Origin of the sequence: Streptomyces sp. NPDC017991, assembly GCF_044328075.1 — a bacterium.
In the GTDB taxonomy this organism is placed as follows: domain Bacteria; phylum Actinomycetota; class Actinomycetes; order Streptomycetales; family Streptomycetaceae; genus Streptomyces.
On sequence record NZ_JBIRGP010000001.1, the window covers coordinates 568,616 to 585,567 of the forward strand.

The window sequence follows — 16,952 nt, forward strand, 5'->3', positions numbered from 1 at the left end:
ATCGGCCGGAATGCCGGCCGACTGCGCGTACTGCCGGCGATGTTCGTGCTGCTCGTGGGCGGTGCTCAGGACGTGGTGATGTCCGTCGTCCGGGGGCGGGCGAACAGCGCGAGGGCGCCGCAGCCGATGCCTGCCGCGATGACGAGGACGGCGGTACGGACGCCGTCGAGGAGGGCGGGGCCGGAGGCGTTCTGCCCGACGCCGCCGGCCACCGCGACCAGTACGGCGAGGCCCACGGCACCGCCGACCTGCAAGGCGGTCGACGCCATTCCGGAGGCGACGCCCTGGTCACCGGGGGCGACCCCGGCGGACGCGGCGATCCACATCCCCGTCCAGGCGGCTCCCTGGCCGAGGCACAGCAGGACGATCCCCGGCAGCAGCGCGGGATACGAGCCGTCCGAGGTCAGCGCCGGAGCCAGTGCCGCGGCTCCGGCGGCGCCCAGCGCCGTCCCGCCCACCAGCGTGCGGCGTACCCCGAAGACGGACACGGCACGCTCGCCGGCCCGCGTACCGACGGCGACCACCAGGGCGGGCACGAGGAACGCGAGCCCGGTGGCGGCAGCGCCGTACCCCTGGACGGTCCGGAAGTAGAGGGTCAGGAAGTACGGGACCGAACTGAAGGTGGCGCCGAAGAGGGCGGCGACCCCCATGGCGGTGAGCAGACCTCGGTGGCCGAGCAGCCTTGCCGGTACGAGCGGATCGCGGGAGCGGCGCTCCACCAGGCCGAAGAGCGTCAGCAGTCCGAGGGAGAGCACGGCACTCACGAGGACCGTGGGAGTCGCCCAGCCCTCGGCGGGCGCCCGCACCAGCACGAACACCAGGAGGGTGCTACCGCCGGTCGCGGTCAGCGCACCCGCCACGTCGAAGTTCCGCGAGCGGTCCCGCGGTCCGTCGGCGGGGAAGAGCAGCCGGCCGGCCACCGCGAGCGCTCCCGCCACGGGCACGTTGACGTAGAACACCGACGGCCAGCCGAACGTCTCCACCAGCACCCCGCCGAGCAGGGATCCGAAGCACAGCCCGCCGGCTCCCGCGGCGCCCCAGACCGCCAAGGCGCGGTTCCGGTCGCGTCCCTCCTCGTACAGGGTGCCGATCAGGGACAGTGTCGCCGGGAACAGCAAGGAGCCCCCGACGCCCTGGACCGCCCGGACGGCGACCAGTACGCCGGGTGACTGCGACAGGCCGCCCACCAGGGACGAACCCGCGTAGAGCAGCGCCGCGACGACGAACATCCGGCGTCGGCCGAGGAGGTCCGCGGCCCGGCCGCCCAGCAGCAGGAAACCTCCCGTCGCCACGACGTAGGCGCTCACCACCCACTGCAGGTCGTGGTCGGAGAAGCCCAGCCCGGCGCCGATGTCGGGCAGGGCGACGTACACGATGTTGTAGTCGAGCGAGATGACGAGCTGCCCCAGCGCCAGCACTGCCAGCGGAAGCCCGAGCGGATTGCGCATCACTCGGCCCGCATGAGCCGGCGTACCTCGGTCACGAGGGTCTCCAGTGCCCGGCGTTCCGCGACGGTGGTCTCCGGATGCCAGAGGTCGATGAGCAGGCAGGTCCGCGGTGCGGTGCCCTCGTTGCGCGCCTCGTGCTCGAAGGAGTAGTCGAAGAGCAGGCACTTCCCCTCCTCCCACCGGCGCGTTTCTCCCGCGACCGTGATGCTGCACCCGTCGGGGATGTCCACGGCGAGATGCAGGTTGATGCTGAAGTTCCACAGATCGCAATGGGGTTCGATGACGGCGCCGGGCAACAGCGTGGAGAAATGGCATTCCAGCAGAGGGCACAGGACGCCCGGGTCCACGGCGAAGTCCTTCAGCACCCGGTATGCGGTCGGGGCGATACCGGCCGATTCCTCGACGAGGCCGCCCCCGCGGAACAGATGGAGCGCCTGCCAGTTCCGCTGCCGTGTCAGGTAGTGCTCGTAGTCCGAGAACGCCTCGCGGCGGGCGGCCCATGCGGAAACGAGGTCTTTCCTGATCGCCCGGTGATTGGCCTCCAATTCACGGACGAGGGGGGCCAGTTCCGTGTAGGCGTGGGGATCGTGCCAGGGAGTGGGAGAGATTCCCGGCATGACCCACTTGGCCGCCTTCTGCAGTGCATGCCTTTCCCCCCTGCCCGCCGCCAGCATCTGCTCGACCCGGTCGATCGAATCCTTTCCGAACTCGGCTCTGAGCGCGGCGAAGGCGTTCTCTATCTCTGGTGTCACACGGTTCTCCATGTCCCGCGTCCCGTCCCGCCGACGACCTCACGCGGTGGTCGGCGGGACGGGTCTGCGCTTTCACCTCAGTAGTCGGCCACCGGTGGGCGAGAGTTCCCGGGAATTCACGGGAACTCTCGCCCGGCCGTGATGGCCGGGAGTCGCGATTGCTCTGCCTTGCTCCGCCTGGGCGAGAAGTTGGACGAGGATCGCGCGGGCCCGTGCCACCCGTGAACGGACGGTCCCGACGGCGCAACCGCTGAACGCACCCCACCCGGCGGTCATGACGGCCTCGTCCGGCGGTCACGTCCCGCCCTGGCCCGGCCGGTCCACTACCGCGACGCTCCGCACGGGCCCGCTGCGCTCGAAGTGCAGGGTGAACGTCACGAGGTCGCCGATCTGCCAGTCCGGGTTCGCCGGCACGATCACGTCGAGGCTCTTCGGGGACATGGAGATGCTGTCGCCGGCCGGGACCGGGACCGAGGCCACCGTCCGCGCGGAGGCCGAGCGGGCGCCGGTCATACGGTGGCGGCTGAGGCTGGTGGCGGCGTCGGTCTCGGTGGACGTCACCTTGAGCAGCCGGTCCGCCGAGCCTCCGGTGTTGGCGATGCGGAAGAAGGCCGCCGTGTCCGGGGTGTCACCGGTGGGCAGGAACAGGCGTCCGCCGGTGACCGTGATCCGGGCCGGGCCGCCCGCGTTGCCGAGGACGGTCCAGACGCTCAGACCACCGAGGGCGAGGACGGACACGGCGACGGGCGCGAGCGCGGCGAGCAGGGTTTCGGTGAGTCGGCGGCGCGTCGGCCGCCAGAGGGCCTGGTCGGTCATCGGGTACTCCTCCGGGCCGCGGGCGACGGCTGCCAGGCGCGCAGGCGCAGGCTGTTGGCTACGACCAGCACCGAGCTGGCCGACATGGCCGCCGCGGCGAGCATCGGGTTGAGCAGGCCGACCATGGCGAGCGGCACGGTGACGGCGTTGTAGCCGAAGGCCCACACGAGGTTGGCGCGGATGGTGCTCAGCGTGCGCCGGGCGAGCAGGACCGCGTCCGCGAGGGCTTCGATGTCGCCGCGCACCAGCGTCACGTCGGCGGCCCCGATGGCCACGTCGGTGCCGCTGCCCATGGCGATGCCCAGGTCGGCACCGGCCAGCGCGGCGGCGTCGTTCACCCCGTCACCGACGACCGCGACCCGGTACCCCTGCTCCTGAAGGTCCCGTACGAGGTCGGCCTTGTCCTCGGGGGTGCGGCGGGCATGCACCTCGTCGATCCGCAGGGCGGAGGCGACGGCCCTGGCGGGCGCCTCCCGGTCGCCGGTCGCGAGCACGGGTCGCACTCCGAGGTGGCGCAGCCGCTCGACGGCCCGATAGCTCCCGGGCCGTACGACGTCGCCGATCGCGATCAGGGCTTCGACCGTGCCGTCGACCCGGACCATGACAGGCGTGTGGGCAGCTGCCTCGGCCACCGACAGCGCGTCCGCGAGCGCGGCGGGCATCTCGTCGTCCGGGGCGAGTACTTCGACCAGCCGCCCCTCGACCCGGCCGCGTACCCCTCGTCCCGGCAGAGCACGGAACTCGCTCACCCCGGGCGCCCCGGACACCCCAAGTACTCCCGGCCCTCCCGGCCCTCCCGGCCCTCCCGGCCCTCCCGGCCCTCCCGGCCCTCCCGGTGCTCCCGGCAGCTGTCGACCGGCGGCCGACTCCCGCCGCGCGTACGCGGTGACCGCCCGGCCGAGCGGATGCTCCGAGCCCTGCTCCACGGCCCCCGCCAGCCGCAACACCGCGTCCCTGCCGATTCCGTCCGATACGGCGGTGACCGCGGCGACGCTCATATGGCCGGAGGTGAGCGTGCCGGTCTTGTCCAGGACCACGACGTCGACGTGCCGCAGCCCCTCCAGGGCCTGCGGGCCGGTGACCAGGACGCCGAGCTGGGCGCCCCGGCCGGTCGCGGCCATCAGCGCGGTCGGGGTCGCGAGGCCCAGCGCGCAGGGGCAGGCCACGACCAGGACGGCCACGCACGCGGTGACGGCCGCCTGCGCGTCGGCACCGGCGCCCAGCCAGAACCCCAGGGTGGTCACGGCCAGTGCCAGCACGACGGGCACGAACACACCGGCCACCGTGTCGGCGAGCCGCTGGGCGCGCGCCTTGCCGGTCTGCGCCTCGGTGACCAGCCGGGTGATACGGGCGAGCTGCGTGTCCGCACCGACCGCCGTGGCCCGTACGAGCAGCAGCCCACCCGAGTTGACGGCGCCGCCGACCACGGCCGAACCCGGCCCGACCTCGATCGGCTCGGCCTCACCGGTGACCAGTGACAGATCCACCGCGGAACTGCCCTCCGTCACCTTCCCGTCGGTGGCGACCCGCTCCCCCGGCCGCACCACGAAGACCTGACCCGCCCGCAACTCCGCGATGGGGACGAGCCGTTCGGCGCCGTCCGCACGGACCGCCACCTCCTTGGCGGCGAGTCCGGCCATTGATCTCAGCGCCGCCCCGGTGCCGCGCCGGGCCCTCGCCTCCAGGAAGCGGCCCGCCAGTACGAACAGCGGTACGCCGACCGCCGCTTCGAGGTAGATGTGCGCGACGCCGTCCGAGACGGAGGGCACGAGCGTGAACGGCATCCGCATCCCGGGATCGCCGGCTCCGCCGAGGAAGAGCGCGTACGCCGACCAGGAGAAGGAGGCCAGCACGCCCAGCGACACCAGGGTGTCCATCGTCGCCGCGGAGTGCCGCAGACCTCGTACCGCGCGGGTGTGGAAGGGCCAGGAGCTCCATACGGCGACGGGCGCGGTGAGGGCGAAGCACAGCCACTGCCAGTTGCTGAACTGGAGTGCGGGCACCATCGACAGGACGAGTACGGGCAGTGCGAGCAGGGCCGTGACGATCAGCCGGTCGCGCGCGGACCTCGCGTCCTCGGAACCGTCGTCGTCCGTCGTCTCCCGCTGCTCGCTCCTGGGCGGTTCGGGTACGGCCGCGGTGTATCCGGCCTTCTCCACGGTCGCGACGAGTTCGCCGGGGCCGATGCCCGCCGGATGGATCACGCGCGCCCGTCCGGTGGCCAGGTTGACGGTCGCCGTGACCCCCTCCAGCTTGCCGAGTTTCTTCTCCACCCGGTTCACGCAGGCCGCGCAGGTCATCCCGCCGACGGTCAGATCGGTGGTGACCAGGGTGGTCACCGGGTCCGCGCCCATCAGCGGCCTCCCTCATGTGTGTCACCCATACCGCCCATGTCCCCGCTGTCCCCGCTGTCCCCCATGTCGTCGGCCCCTCCGGAGCCGGAGTCCGTGCCGGTGCCGCTGCCGCCCGTCCCGGCTGGGCCGTGCATTCCGGGTGCCACGGGTCCGGCGGACACTCCGGCGGCGTAGGAGGCCGTGAAGACGAGTGCCAGCAGCAGGAAGAAGCCGCAGAGGGCGGGCGGAGGCGCCACTCTCCTCAGAAGCGCGGCCGTCGGAAGCGCGGCCGTCGGAAGCGCGAACGCACCGCTTGCGGGGGATTGCCGGGGCTCGTCCATCAACCGCGTCTCCAGGTCACGTCGTACGGCGTCGCCGGGATCGCGCCGAACCGCCTCAGTAGTCGGGGCGGCCACGAGCCGGGTTCCTCGGTGCGCCCGTGGCCCGCGTCACACGAGTGACGGCCGTTCGGGCGTGGCTCCAGAAGCGGAAGGCCGCCCGGCGCTCGCGGGACACGCCGGGGCTACCGCACAGCCGCGCCGCCCGGCCCTCGCGCCGGTGTGCGTGACCGGTGAGGCGGAGGTCACCGAAGCCGCGAGGGCAAGGTCACAGCCCTCGCCTCTGCTGTGACTCAAGCAATCTGCCCTAGCATCCGAGCATGACGGTCCTGCCCAACGACGGGCTCCCGCTGGCCGCCGAGTTTCCTTCCGCGACACATGAACAGTGGCGACGCCTCGTGGCGGGCGTACTGAACAAGTCGGGCAAGGAGGTCTCGGACGAGACGGCGGAGGCAGCCCTGTCCACCGCGCTGGAGGACGGGCTCGCCACCCGGCCTCTGTACACGGCGCACGACGAGGCCCCTGATCCCGGTTTCCCCGGCTTCGCGCCCTTCGTACGAGGGGGCAGGCCCGACGGGAACACCGCCGGCGGCTGGGGCGTACGCCAGCGGCACACGACCGCCGACGGCGCCGCGGTCCTCGCGGACCTGGAGAACGGCGTCAGCTCGCTCTGGCTGGTCGTCGGCGAGGGCGGTTTCCCCGTGTCGTCGCTCGCTCAGGCCCTCGACGGTGTCCTCCTCGACCTGGCACCCGTCGTCCTCGACGCGGGACGCGACACCGAGCCGGCCGCGCGGGAGCTGCTGCGGCTGTACGAGGAGCGGGGCGTCGCGAAGGACGCGGCACGCGGGAGTCTCGGCGCGGACCCGCTGGGCCACGAGGCGCGCAGCGGCGAGGCGTTGGACTTCGCCGCGTCCGCGGCGCTCGCGCGACAGTGCGCCGAGGAGTATCCGGGGCTGCGGGCGCTGACCGTGGACGCGCTGCCGTACCACGAGGCGGGCGGCTCGGCCGCGCAGGAACTGGGCGCCTCCCTGGCGACCGGCGTCGCCTACCTGCGGGAGCTGACCGGGGCGGGACTCTCCGCCGAACAGGCCTGCGGGCAGCTGGAGTTCCGGTACGCGGCCACCGCCGACCAGTTCCTCACGATCGCCAAGCTGCGCGCCGCACGCCGGCTGTGGGCGCGGGTCGCCGAGGTGTGCGGGGCACCGCGGGCGGGGGCGCAGACGCAGCACGCCGTGACCTCGCCGGTGATGATGTCGCGCCGCGATCCATGGGTGAACATGCTGCGCACGACCGTCGCCACGCTCGCCGCCGGGGTGGGCGGCGCCGACGCCGTCACCGTGCTGCCCTTCGACCACGCCCTCGGGCTGCCGGACGCCTTCGCCCGCCGTATCGCCCGCAACACCTCGACGATCCTGGTCGAGGAGTCGCATCTGGCCCGGGTGATCGACCCTGCGGGCGGCTCCTGGTACGTGGAGCGGCTCACGGACGAACTCGCCCACGCGGGCTGGGAGTTCTTCCAGCGGATCGAGGGCCTCGGCGGTCAGGCCGCCGTCCTGCGCTCGGGCCGTCTCGGCCAGGACCTGGCCGAGACCTGGGAGGCGCGGAGCGCGAAGCTCGCCACGCGACGCGAGCCCATCACCGGGGTCAGCGAGTTCCCGAACCTCACCGAGCGCGTTCCGCGGCGTGAGCCCGTACCCGAGCCGCTGTCCGGCGGGCTCCCGAAGGTGCGCCGCGACGAGGCGTACGAGGTGCTGCGGGCCCGTTCCGACGCGCATCTCGCCGCCACGGGCACCCGGCCGCGCGTCTACCTGGCGTCCCTCGGCCCCGCCGCCGCGCACACCGCACGGACCTCCTTCGTCTCGAACCTCTTCCAGGCCGGCGGCATCGAGCCCGTCACCGAGGGCGCCTTCGAGGACAGCGGGACCACCGAGGCGTGTCTGTGCTCCAGCGACGCGCTGTACGAGGAGCAGGCCGCGAGCACGGCACAGGCGCTGAAAGCGGCAGGGGCACAGCACGTGTTCCTCGCCGGCCGTCCCGGGAAGTACACGGATGTCGACGCGTACGTCTTCGCGGGCTGCGACGCCGTCGCCGTGCTCTCCGCCACCCTCGACCGCATGGGAGTGTCCTGATGGGAATCCCCGACTTCTCCGGGATCCAGCTGGGGACCCCGGCCGCCGCGGGCGGCCCCGACGACTGGCGCACGGCCGTCAAGCACGCGACCGGCGAGGACGAGGCCTTCTGGGAGACCCCGGAGGGCATCGCGGTCAAGCCGCTGTACACCGGCCACGACCTGGAGGGCCTCGACTTCCTGGAGACCTACCCGGGCGTCGCGCCGTACCTGCGCGGCCCGTACCCCACCATGTACGTCAACCAGCCCTGGACGATCCGGCAGTACGCGGGGTTCTCGACGGCCGAGGAGTCCAACGCCTTCTACCGCCGCAATCTGGCCGCCGGTCAGAAGGGGCTGTCGGTCGCCTTCGACCTGCCGACCCACCGCGGCTACGACAGCGACCACCCGCGGGTGACGGGTGACGTCGGCATGGCGGGCGTGGCCATCGACTCGATCCTCGACATGCGGCAGCTGTTCGACGGCATTCCGCTCGACAGGATGTCCGTGTCGATGACGATGAACGGCGCCGTGCTGCCGGTCCTCGCGCTGTACATCGTGGCGGCGGAGGAGCAGGGCGTACCGCCGGAGAAGCTGGCCGGGACCATTCAGAACGACATCCTCAAGGAGTTCATGGTCCGCAACACCTACATCTATCCGCCGAAGCCGTCGATGCGGATCATCTCCGACATCTTCGCGTACACCTCGCAGCGGATGCCCCGCTACAACTCCATCTCCATCTCCGGCTATCACATCCAGGAAGCCGGGGCGACGGCCGACCTGGAGCTGGCGTACACCCTCGCGGACGGCGTCGAGTACATCCGGGCGGGCCGTGAAGTGGGCCTGGACGTGGACGCGTTCGCGCCGCGGCTGTCCTTCTTCTGGGCGATCGGCATGAACTTCTTCATGGAGGTCGCCAAGTTGCGGGCGGCGCGCCTGCTGTGGGCGAAGCTGGTGCGGCAGTTCGATCCGCAGAACGCCAAGTCCCTCTCCCTGCGCACCCATTCGCAGACCTCCGGCTGGTCGCTGACCGCGCAGGACGTGTTCAACAACGTGACGCGCACGTGCGTGGAGGCGATGGCCGCGACGCAGGGCCACACCCAGTCGCTGCACACCAACGCGCTCGACGAGGCGCTCGCCCTGCCCACCGACTTCTCGGCGCGCATCGCCCGCAACACGCAGCTGCTGATCCAGCAGGAGTCGGGCACCACCCGGGTCATCGACCCGTGGGGCGGCAGCGCGTACGTCGAGAAGCTCACGTACGACCTCGCCCGGCGGGCCTGGCAGCACATCGAGGAGGTCGAGGCGGCGGGCGGTATGGCCAAGGCCATCGACGCGGGCATCCCCAAGCTGCGCATCGAGGAGGCCGCGGCCCGCACCCAGGCCCGGATCGACTCGGGGCGCCAGCCGGTGATCGGCGTCAACAAGTACCGCGTCGAGACCGACGAGAGAATCGACGTCCACAAGGTCGACAACTCCTCCGTACGCACCCAGCAGATCGAGAAGCTGCGGCGGTTGCGGGCGGAGCGCGACGAGGGGGCGTGCCAGGACACGCTCGACGCCCTGACCCGGGCGGCCGGCGGCGAGGGCAACCTGCTGGAGCTGGCGGTGCGCGCGGCCCGCGCCAAGGCCACCGTCGGGGAGATCTCGGACGCGCTGGAGAAGGTGTACGGGCGGCACGCGGGCCAGATCCGTACGATCGCCGGTGTGTACCGCAACGAAGCAGGCGAGTCCCCGTCCGTGGACCGCACCCGCAGGCTCGTGGACTCCTTCGAGGAGGCCGAGGGCCGTCGCCCGCGCATCCTGGTCGCCAAGATGGGCCAGGACGGGCACGACCGCGGCCAGAAGGTGATCGCCACCGCCTTCGCGGACCTCGGCTTCGACGTCGACGTCGGCCCGCTGTTCCAGACCCCGGGCGAGGTGGCCCGTCAGGCGGTGGAGGCGGACGTGCACATCGTGGGCGTCTCGTCGCTGGCCGCCGGGCACCTCACGCTCGTCCCGGCGCTGCGGGAGGAGCTGGCGGCGGAGGGCCGCGAGGACATCATGGTCGTGGTCGGCGGGGTGATCCCGCCGCAGGACGTGCCGACGCTCCTTGAGATGGGCGCGGCGGCCGTGTTCCCGCCTGGGACGGTGATCCCGGACGCGGCGTACGACCTCGTCCAGCGGCTCTCGACCGGTCTCGGGCACGACCTGTGATCGAACTCGACACCTATGTGAAGGGGGTGCTCGACGGGAAGCGGGCGCTGATCGCGCGCGCCATCACGCTCGTCGAGTCCACGCGTCCCGGGCACCGTTCGCTGGCACAGGAGCTGCTCACCGAGCTGCTTCCGTACAGCGGGCGGGCCCGGCGGATCGGCATCAGTGGTGTGCCGGGGGTCGGCAAGTCGACGTTCATCGACGCGTTCGGCACGATGCTGACCGGGCTCGGGCACCGGGTGGCGGTACTGGCGGTGGATCCGTCGTCCAGCCGTACGGGCGGCTCGATCCTGGGGGACAAGACCCGGATGGAGCGGCTGGCCGTCGACCCGGCGGCCTTCATCCGCCCCTCCCCCACCGCCGGCACGCTCGGCGGGGTCGCGAAGGCGACGCGCGAGTCGATCGTCGTCATGGAGGCCGCGGGCCACGACGTGGTGCTGGTGGAGACGGTCGGCGTCGGCCAGTCGGAGACCGCGGTCGCGAACATGGTCGACTCCTTCCTGCTGCTGACCCTGGCCCGTACCGGCGACCAGCTCCAGGGCATCAAGAAGGGCGTCCTGGAACTGGCGGACGTGATCGCGGTCAACAAGGCGGACGGGCCGCACGAACGGGACGCCAAGGCCGCCGCGCGGGAACTGGCGGGCGCCCTGCGGCTGATGCACGGCAAGGACGCGGCCTGGACGCCCCCCGTGCTGAGCTGCAGCGCCCGTGAATCGGCCGGCCTCGACGCCGTCTGGGAACGCCTCGAACAGCACCGTACGCTTCTCGACTCCAGCGGCCGGCTCGCCGCCAAGCGCCGCGACCAGCAGGTCGACTGGACCTGGACCATGGTCCGCGACGAGCTGCTGGGCCGCCTGCACGCCGATCCGGCCGTACGAGCCCTCACGCCCGGCCTGGAGGAACAGGTGCGCAACGGTGAGCTGACGGCCACACTCGCCGCCGAGCGGATCCTGCGGGCGTTCAACGACCCGGGTGCGGGCGACGGCGGGGGCTGACGGTCAGCGGGTCAGGGTGTGCTGTCCCGTACGTCGAGGTGGGCCCACGGGTCGTCGACCTGCTGTGCCCCGGCCGCTTCCTCCTGTGCGGCTGCCTCGGCGGCCGCCTCCTTGGCCCGCTTCTTGAACGCCACGGTCCGACGGGCCTTGGCGATGACCTCGTCGTGGTCCCAGCCGAAGGTCGCGGCGTCGAGCCGGGCGTCGAAAGCGGTCAGCAGCTCGGGGCTGATCGCCGCGAGCGCGATGCGCAGCTCGGCGAGCGTCTGCGGTCCCTCGGCGAACTCGAACTCGTACGGGTCCGAGGATGCCTCTGAGCTCGGCTCGTGCGGTAGCGCGGACATGTGTGTGACCTCCGGTCGTGATGTCACCACGGTACGCGGTCGACGTGGCGGCCGTGCACGGAGGACCGCACACCGGCGGACGGCCGCTCCCGGGGCCCGGTGACGACCGGATCACGATGGGGCGCACGGGCGTAGCCGGTCGCGGGACCTTTCGTTGAACGTGCCATGACGACATGTGACGGGGACGGGCCTTCGGCGTTCTTCGCACAGGTACCGGGCGTGTCCTGGTCCGACGACGAGAGCGACTGCCGCTGGTGCAGCATCCTCCTGGGACCCGGCTCCGTCGCGGGCCCCACCCGGGCGGCACGCGCACCTGTGGGGCGGCGCCCCGGACACCGCGCCGGGCGCGGGCGCGCGTGGCTGGAGCGGATGCGGACGGTGATGCTCCCGGTGGCCGCGATCACCGTACTGGCCGCGCTGACGCTGGTGGCCATGGGCTGATCCGGCGCCGCCCGCGACGGCGGCGGCCCGACCGCCTCCGTTTGCGGCCCCGCGGGTCCGCACGGCAGGGTTCGGGGGTGGCTACCTTGCTGATCGTGCACCACACGCCCTCGCCCCACTGCCAGGCGATGTTCGAAGCCGTCCTCTCCGGTGCGAACGACCCTGAGATCGACGGCGTACGCGTCGTCCGGCGGGCGGCGCAGGCCGCGACGGCGGCCGACGTGCTGGCCGCCGACGGATATCTGCTCGGCACACCGGCGAACCTGGGGTACATGTCCGGTGCCCTGAAGCATTTCTTCGACCAGATCTACTACCCCTGCCTGGACACGACTCGGGGCAGGCCGTTCGGCTACTACGTGCACGGGGGCAACGACGTCACCGGCGCGGTCCGGGGCATCGAGTCGATCGTCAAGGGCCTGGGCTGGCGGCGCGCGGCCGAGGCCGTGACCGTGACGGGCGAGCCGGACAAGGCCGACGTCGAGGCGTGCCGGGAGCTGGGCGCCTCCCTCGCCGCCGGCCTCATGGACTGACCGCCAGGTCCTGTCGTCACATTCCCGACGTCCGCCCGGAGGGCAGGAGGGAATGTGACGACAGGGCCTACGGCGTCAGGGCGCGAGCAGCAGGCTGTCGCCGCGGTCCTTGGCCGCGGCGTGACGCCGTGCCACGTCCTGCCAGTTGACGACGGCCCACATGGCGTCGATGAAGTCGACCTTCTGGTTCTTGTACTGGAGATAGAAGGCGTGCTCCCAGGCGTCGAAGACCAGGATCGGCGTCGAGCCCTGGCCGACGTTGCCCTGGTGGTCGTAGACCTGCTCGACGATCAGGCGTCCGCTGAGCGGTTCGTAGGCGAGGACGCCCCACCCGGAACCCTGCGTGGTCGCGGACGCCTTGGTGAGCTGCGCCTTGAACGCGGCGAAGGAGCCGAACGACTCCGAGATCGCGTCCGCCAGCTCACCCACACCGTCCGCGGCGAGGGGCTCGCCGCCTCCGTCGCCGGTCATGTTGTGCCAGTAGATGGAGTGCAGGATGTGCCCGGAGAGGTGGAAGGCGAGGTTCTTCTCCAGGCCGTTGATCGAGCCCCACGACTCCTTGTCGCGGGCCTCCGCGAGCTGCTCCAGGGTGTCGTTCGCGCCCTTCACGTACGCCGCGTGGTGCTTGTCGTGGTGCAGTTCGACGATCTGCGGGTTGATGACCGGGTCGAGCGCCGCGTAGTCGTACGGAAGCTCCGGGAGCGTGTAAACAGCCATGTCCAAACATCCTTCGGACTTGTTATTGCAACTGGTATGCAGTTGCACGCTAGCAGCAGAAGGGGCGGGGCGTCGCCGCTCGACACAGCGAGGGCCGAAGGGGAAATCCCTCCGGCCCTCGCTGCGTTGCGGTCCTCAGTCAGTCAGTACTCCCCCGGTCTCAGTCCTCGCCCTCCAGGTCCCCCTCCGTCTCCAGGTACACCTGGCGCAGCGCTTCCAGCACCGCCGGGTCCGGCTTCTCCCACATTCCGCGGGACTCCGCTTCGAGCAGCCGCTCGGCGATGCCGTGCAGGGCCCAGGGGTTGGCCTGCTGGAGGAACTCGCGGTTGGTCGGGTCCAGGACGTAGGTCTCGGTGAGCTTGTCGTACATCCAGTCGGCGATCACGCCCGTGGTGGCGTCGTAGCCGAAGAGGTAGTCGACAGTGGCGGCGAGTTCGAAGGCGCCCTTGTAGCCGTGGCGGCGCATCGCCTCGATCCACTTGGGGTTGACGACCCGGGCGCGGAAGACCCGGGAGGTCTCCTCGACGAGCGTGCGGGTGCGGACCGTCTCGGGGCGGGTGGAGTCGCCGATGTACGCCTCGGGGGCCGTGCCGCGCAGGGCCCGGACGGTGGCGACCATGCCGCCGTGGTACTGGAAGTAGTCGTCCGAGTCCGCGATGTCGTGCTCGCGGGTGTCCGTGTTCTTGGCGGCGACCGCGATGCGCTTGTACGCGGTCTCCATCTCGTCCCGGGCCGGACGGCCGTCGAGTTCGCGGCCGTAGGCGTAGCCGCCCCACACCGTGTAGACCTCGGCGAGGTCGGCGTCGGTGCGCCAGTCGCGGGAGTCGATGAGCTGGAGGATCCCCGCCCCGTACGTACCGGGGCGGGAGCCGAAGATACGGGTGGTGGCGCGGCGTTCGTCGCCGTGTTCGGCCAGGTCGGCCTGGGTGTGGGCGCGTACGAAGTTGGCCTCGGCCGGTTCGTCGAGGGAGGCGGCCAGGCGTACGGCGTCGTCGAGCAGGCCGATCGTGTGCGGGAAGGCGTCCCGGAAGAAGCCCGAGATGCGCAGCGTCACGTCGATACGGGGGCGGCCCAACTCCTCGTACGGGATGGGCTCCAGGCCCGTCACCCGGCGTGAGGCGTCGTCCCAGACGGGGCGGACGCCGAGCAGGGCCAGTGCTTCGGCCACGTCGTCGCCGGACGTACGCATCGCGCTGGTGCCCCACAGCGAGAGGCCGACCGAGGTGGGCCAGTCGCCGTTGTCGGTGCGGTAGCGCTCCAGGAGGGAGTCGGCGAGGGCCTGGCCGGTCTCCCAGGCGAGCCGGGACGGGACGGCCTTGGGGTCGACCGAGTAGAAGTTCCGGCCCGTCGGCAGGACGTTGACCAGGCCGCGCAGGGGCGATCCGGAGGGTCCCGCCGGGACGAAGCCGCCGTTCAGGGCGTGCACGGTGTGGTCGAGCTCGGCGGTGGTCGCGGCGAGGCGCGGGACGACCTCGCGGGCGGCGAACTCCAGGATGGCGGCGACCTGTTCACCCTGGTCGGTGGGGACGGCGGCCGGGTCCCAGTCGGCGTCGTCCATCGCCTGCACCAGCCTGCGGGCCCTGTCCTCGGCCTCGTCGGCGGTGGTGCGGGTCGCTGCCGATTCGTCCAGGCCGAGGGCCTCGCGCAGGCCGGGCAGAGCGGCGGCGCCGCCCCAGATCTGGCGGGCGCGGAGGATCGCCAGGACGAGGTTGACGCGGTCCGCGCCCTTCGGCGGACTGCCGAGGACGTGCAGGCCGTCGCGGATCTGGGCGTCCTTGATCTCGCACAGCCAGCCGTCGACGTGCAGCAGGAAGTCGTCGAAGCCGTCGTCCTCGGGGCGGTCCTCAAGTCCCAGGTCGTGGTCGAGCTTCGCGGCCTGGATGAGCGTCCAGATCTGGGCGCGGATCGCGGGCAGCTTCGCCGGGTCCATGGCCGCGATCTGGGCGTGCTCGTCGAGGAGTTGCTCCAGGCGCGCGATGTCCCCGTAGGAGTCGGCGCGGGCCATCGGCGGGACCAGGTGGTCGACGAGCGTGGCGTGGACGCGGCGCTTGGCCTGGGTGCCCTCGCCCGGGTCGTTGACGAGGAAGGGGTAGACGAGCGGCAGGTCACCGAGGGCGGCGTCGGGCCCGCACGCGGCGGACAGCCCGGCGTTCTTGCCGGGCAGCCACTCCAGGTTGCCGTGCTTGCCGAGGTGGATCATCGCGTCGGCCCCGAAACCGCCGTCCGCGTGGGCGGCGGCGATCCAGCGGTAGGCGGCGAGGTAGTGGTGCGAGGGCGGCAGATCGGGGTCGTGGTAGATCGCGATCGGGTTCTCGCCGAAGCCGCGCGGCGGCTGGATGAGGACCAGCAGGTTTCCGCGGCGCAGGGCCGCGAGCACGATGTCGCCCTCCGGGTTGCCGCTGCGGTCGACGAACATCTCGCCGGGCGGCGGGCCCCAGTGCTGCTCGACGGCGGTGCGCAAGGACTCGGGCAGGGTCGCGTACCAGCGCTTGTAGTCGGCCGCCGGGATACGGACCGGGTTGCGGGCCAGCTGCTCCTCGGTGAGCCAGTCCTGGTCGTGGCCGCCCGCCTCGATCAGCGCGCGGATCAGTTCGTCGCCGTCCCCGGAGACCAGACCGGGAATGTCCTGCTCCGGCCCGAAGTCGTAGCCCTCGGCGATGAGTCGGCGCAGGATCGCGACGGCGCTGGCGGGGGTGTCGAGGCCGACGGCGTTCCCGATCCGGGAGTGCTTGGTGGGGTACGCGGACAGGACCAGGGCGAGGCGCTTCTCGGCGGCCGGGATGTGCCTGAGGCGGGCGTGGCGTACGGCGATGCCGGCCACCCGGGCGGCCCGCTCGGGGTCGGCGACGTACGCCGGGAGGCCGTCCTCGTCGATCTCCTTGAAGGAGAACGGCACGGTGATCAGGCGTCCGTCGAACTCCGGGACCGCGATCTGGCTCGCCGCGTCCAGCGGTGAGACGCCCTCGTCGCTCTCCTCCCAGGCGGTGCGCGAGCCGGTCAGGCACAGGGCCTGGAGGATCGGGATGTCCAGGCCGGTGAGGGCGCCGGCGTCCCAGGACTCGTCGTCGCCGCCCGCGGAGGCCTCGGCGGGCTTGGTGCCACCGGCCGCGAGGACGGTGGTGACGATCGCGTCGGCCGCCCGCAGCTCCTCGATCAGCTCCGGCTCGGGGGCGCGCAGGGAGGCGACGTACAGGGGAAGCGCGCGACCGCCGGCGTCCTCGACGGCGTCGCACAGGGCGCCGATGAACGCCGTGTTGCCGCTCATGTGGTGGGCGCGGTAGTAGAGCACGGCGATGGTCGGGGCGCCGGGGACCTCACGGGCCGTGCGCTCCAGCGGGCCCCAGGTCGGGGCGGGGGCGGGCGGGTCGAAGCCGTGGCCGGTCAGCAGGACCGTGTCCGAGAGGAAGCGGGCCAGCTGGTCGAGGTTGTCCGGGCCGCCGTGGGCGAGGTAGGCGTGGGCCTCGGCGGCGATGCCGATGGGCACGGTTGAGGCGGCCATCAGCTGGGCGTCGGGGGCCTGTTCGCCGGTGAGGACGACGACCGGGCGGCCGTCGGCGAGCAGCAGATCGAGGCCGTCCTCCCAGGCGCGCAGACCGCCGAGGAGGCGTACGACGACGAGGTCGGCGCCGTCCAGGAGGGCGGGGAGGGCGTCGATGTCGAGGCGGGCCGGGTTGGCGAACCGGTAGGACACCGGACCATCGGCCGCGCGAGCGCTGAGCAGGTCGGTGTCGGACGTCGACAGCAGAAGGATCATGTGGCGTCGGGCCTTCCTCGGGGTCCGCGCCCCGGGCGGTGGTGGAATGGGTCTCCCCGTGCTCACGCGCGAACTCGTGAGCTGGGGAAAGGGAGTTCCTGGCTCACCCGGATTCTCTGGCCGGGCTCACAGTGGCGGGACCGCGCCGGCTTCGCACCGGCTTCCTCCCCTGTCGCCGTGGTGG

Annotated in this window: 13 protein-coding genes and 1 riboswitch; of the genes, 5 read left to right on the forward strand and 8 right to left on the reverse strand. The window is 72.1% G+C overall.

From position 1 onward, the window contains the following. Nucleotides 1–65: 65 nt before the first annotated feature. The 5 genes from ACH4DZ_RS02430 to ACH4DZ_RS02450 all read right to left on the reverse strand — a co-directional run bounded on the left by ACH4DZ_RS02430 (nt 66) and on the right by ACH4DZ_RS02450 (nt 5,765). On the reverse strand, nt 66–1,448 hold the full coding sequence (locus tag ACH4DZ_RS02430; RefSeq protein WP_398285020.1) for an MFS transporter: 1,383 nt from the start codon (nt 1,446–1,448) through the stop codon (nt 66–68). Further along, a complete protein-coding gene (locus tag ACH4DZ_RS02435) occupies nt 1,448–2,200 on the reverse strand; it encodes an aspartyl/asparaginyl beta-hydroxylase domain-containing protein (protein WP_398285021.1) in 753 nt (250 codons plus the stop codon). Before ACH4DZ_RS02435 ends, ACH4DZ_RS02430 begins: the two co-directional genes overlap by 1 nt. 294 nt (nt 2,201–2,494) lie before the next feature. After that, nucleotides 2,495–3,016 (reverse strand): copper chaperone PCu(A)C, encoded by a 522-nt coding sequence (locus tag ACH4DZ_RS02440; protein ID WP_398285022.1) that lies wholly within the window; start codon nt 3,014–3,016, stop codon nt 2,495–2,497. Next, nucleotides 3,013–5,370: a heavy metal translocating P-type ATPase gene (locus ACH4DZ_RS02445; protein ID WP_398285023.1), complete on the reverse strand. Its 2,358-nt coding sequence runs from the start codon at nt 5,368–5,370 to the stop codon at nt 3,013–3,015. Before ACH4DZ_RS02445 ends, ACH4DZ_RS02440 begins: the two co-directional genes overlap by 4 nt. Next, nucleotides 5,370–5,765, reverse strand: a complete 396-nt coding sequence (locus ACH4DZ_RS02450; RefSeq protein WP_398285024.1) for a hypothetical protein — start codon at nt 5,763–5,765, stop codon at nt 5,370–5,372. The genes ACH4DZ_RS02445 and ACH4DZ_RS02450 overlap by 1 nt, the downstream gene beginning before the upstream one ends. Nucleotides 5,766–6,007: 242 nt before the next feature. Here ACH4DZ_RS02450 and ACH4DZ_RS02455 point away from each other — a divergent pair, with 242 nt between their 5' ends. From ACH4DZ_RS02455 to meaB, 3 genes are read left to right on the forward strand one after another with little or no spacing between them, the layout of a single operon-like run. Next, a complete protein-coding gene (locus ACH4DZ_RS02455; RefSeq protein ID WP_398285025.1) occupies nt 6,008–7,816 on the forward strand; it encodes a methylmalonyl-CoA mutase family protein in 1,809 nt (602 codons plus the stop codon). Beyond that, entirely contained in the window at nt 7,816–9,990 is a 2,175-nt protein-coding gene (gene scpA / locus ACH4DZ_RS02460; protein ID WP_398285026.1) for a methylmalonyl-CoA mutase, read from the forward strand. The genes ACH4DZ_RS02455 and scpA overlap by 1 nt, the downstream gene beginning before the upstream one ends. Beyond that, a complete protein-coding gene (meaB, locus tag ACH4DZ_RS02465; RefSeq protein ID WP_398285027.1) occupies nt 9,987–10,985 on the forward strand; it encodes a methylmalonyl Co-A mutase-associated GTPase MeaB in 999 nt (332 codons plus the stop codon). Before scpA ends, meaB begins: the two co-directional genes overlap by 4 nt. Before the next feature lie 11 nt (nt 10,986–10,996). Here the strand turns inward: meaB and ACH4DZ_RS02470 are convergent, their stop codons facing one another. Beyond that, the gene (locus ACH4DZ_RS02470) at nt 10,997–11,326 is read right to left on the reverse strand and encodes a hypothetical protein (RefSeq protein ID WP_398285028.1); all 330 of its coding nucleotides are present in this window, start codon (nt 11,324–11,326) and stop codon (nt 10,997–10,999) included. A 165-nt stretch (nt 11,327–11,491) separates the two neighbouring features. On the opposite strand from ACH4DZ_RS02470, the gene ACH4DZ_RS02475 reads away from it, so the two are divergent. Both ACH4DZ_RS02475 and ACH4DZ_RS02480 read left to right on the forward strand, forming a co-directional pair. Next, nucleotides 11,492–11,767, forward strand: coding sequence for a hypothetical protein (locus tag ACH4DZ_RS02475; protein WP_398285029.1), 276 nt, complete (start codon nt 11,492–11,494; stop codon nt 11,765–11,767). 77 nt (nt 11,768–11,844) lie between these two features. Continuing rightward, entirely contained in the window at nt 11,845–12,297 is a 453-nt protein-coding gene (locus tag ACH4DZ_RS02480; protein ID WP_398285030.1) for a flavodoxin family protein, read from the forward strand. A gap of 75 nt (nt 12,298–12,372) precedes the next feature. On the opposite strand, the gene ACH4DZ_RS02485 is transcribed toward ACH4DZ_RS02480, so the two are convergent. Next, on the reverse strand, nt 12,373–13,014 hold the full coding sequence (locus ACH4DZ_RS02485) for a superoxide dismutase (RefSeq protein ID WP_398285031.1): 642 nt from the start codon (nt 13,012–13,014) through the stop codon (nt 12,373–12,375). 160 nt (nt 13,015–13,174) lie between these two features. After that, complete coding sequence (cobN, locus tag ACH4DZ_RS02490) at nt 13,175–16,768, reverse strand: cobaltochelatase subunit CobN (RefSeq protein WP_398285032.1); 3,594 nt, start codon at nt 16,766–16,768, stop codon at nt 13,175–13,177. Nucleotides 16,769–16,860: 92 nt separating this feature from the next. Beyond that, a riboswitch (cobalamin riboswitch) is annotated at nt 16,861–16,935 on the reverse strand. Nucleotides 16,936–16,952: the final 17 nt, after the last annotated feature.

Coding starts and splice junctions, on each gene's coding strand:
- ACH4DZ_RS02430 (WP_398285020.1), bottom strand. CDS start 1,448: ATGCGCAATCCGCTCGGGCTTCCGCTGGCAGTGCTGGCGCTGGGGCAG.
- ACH4DZ_RS02440 (WP_398285022.1), bottom strand. CDS start 3,016: ATGACCGACCAGGCCCTCTGGCGGCCGACGCGCCGCCGACTCACCGAA.
- ACH4DZ_RS02445 (WP_398285023.1), bottom strand. CDS start 5,370: ATGGGCGCGGACCCGGTGACCACCCTGGTCACCACCGATCTGACCGTC.
- ACH4DZ_RS02455 (WP_398285025.1), top strand. CDS start 6,008: ATGACGGTCCTGCCCAACGACGGGCTCCCGCTGGCCGCCGAGTTTCCT.
- scpA (WP_398285026.1), top strand. CDS start 7,816: ATGGGAATCCCCGACTTCTCCGGGATCCAGCTGGGGACCCCGGCCGCC.
- ACH4DZ_RS02470 (WP_398285028.1), bottom strand. CDS start 11,326: ATGTCCGCGCTACCGCACGAGCCGAGCTCAGAGGCATCCTCGGACCCG.
- ACH4DZ_RS02475 (WP_398285029.1), top strand. CDS start 11,492: ATGACGACATGTGACGGGGACGGGCCTTCGGCGTTCTTCGCACAGGTA.
- ACH4DZ_RS02485 (WP_398285031.1), bottom strand. CDS start 13,014: ATGGCTGTTTACACGCTCCCGGAGCTTCCGTACGACTACGCGGCGCTC.
- cobN (WP_398285032.1), bottom strand. CDS start 16,768: ATGATCCTTCTGCTGTCGACGTCCGACACCGACCTGCTCAGCGCTCGC.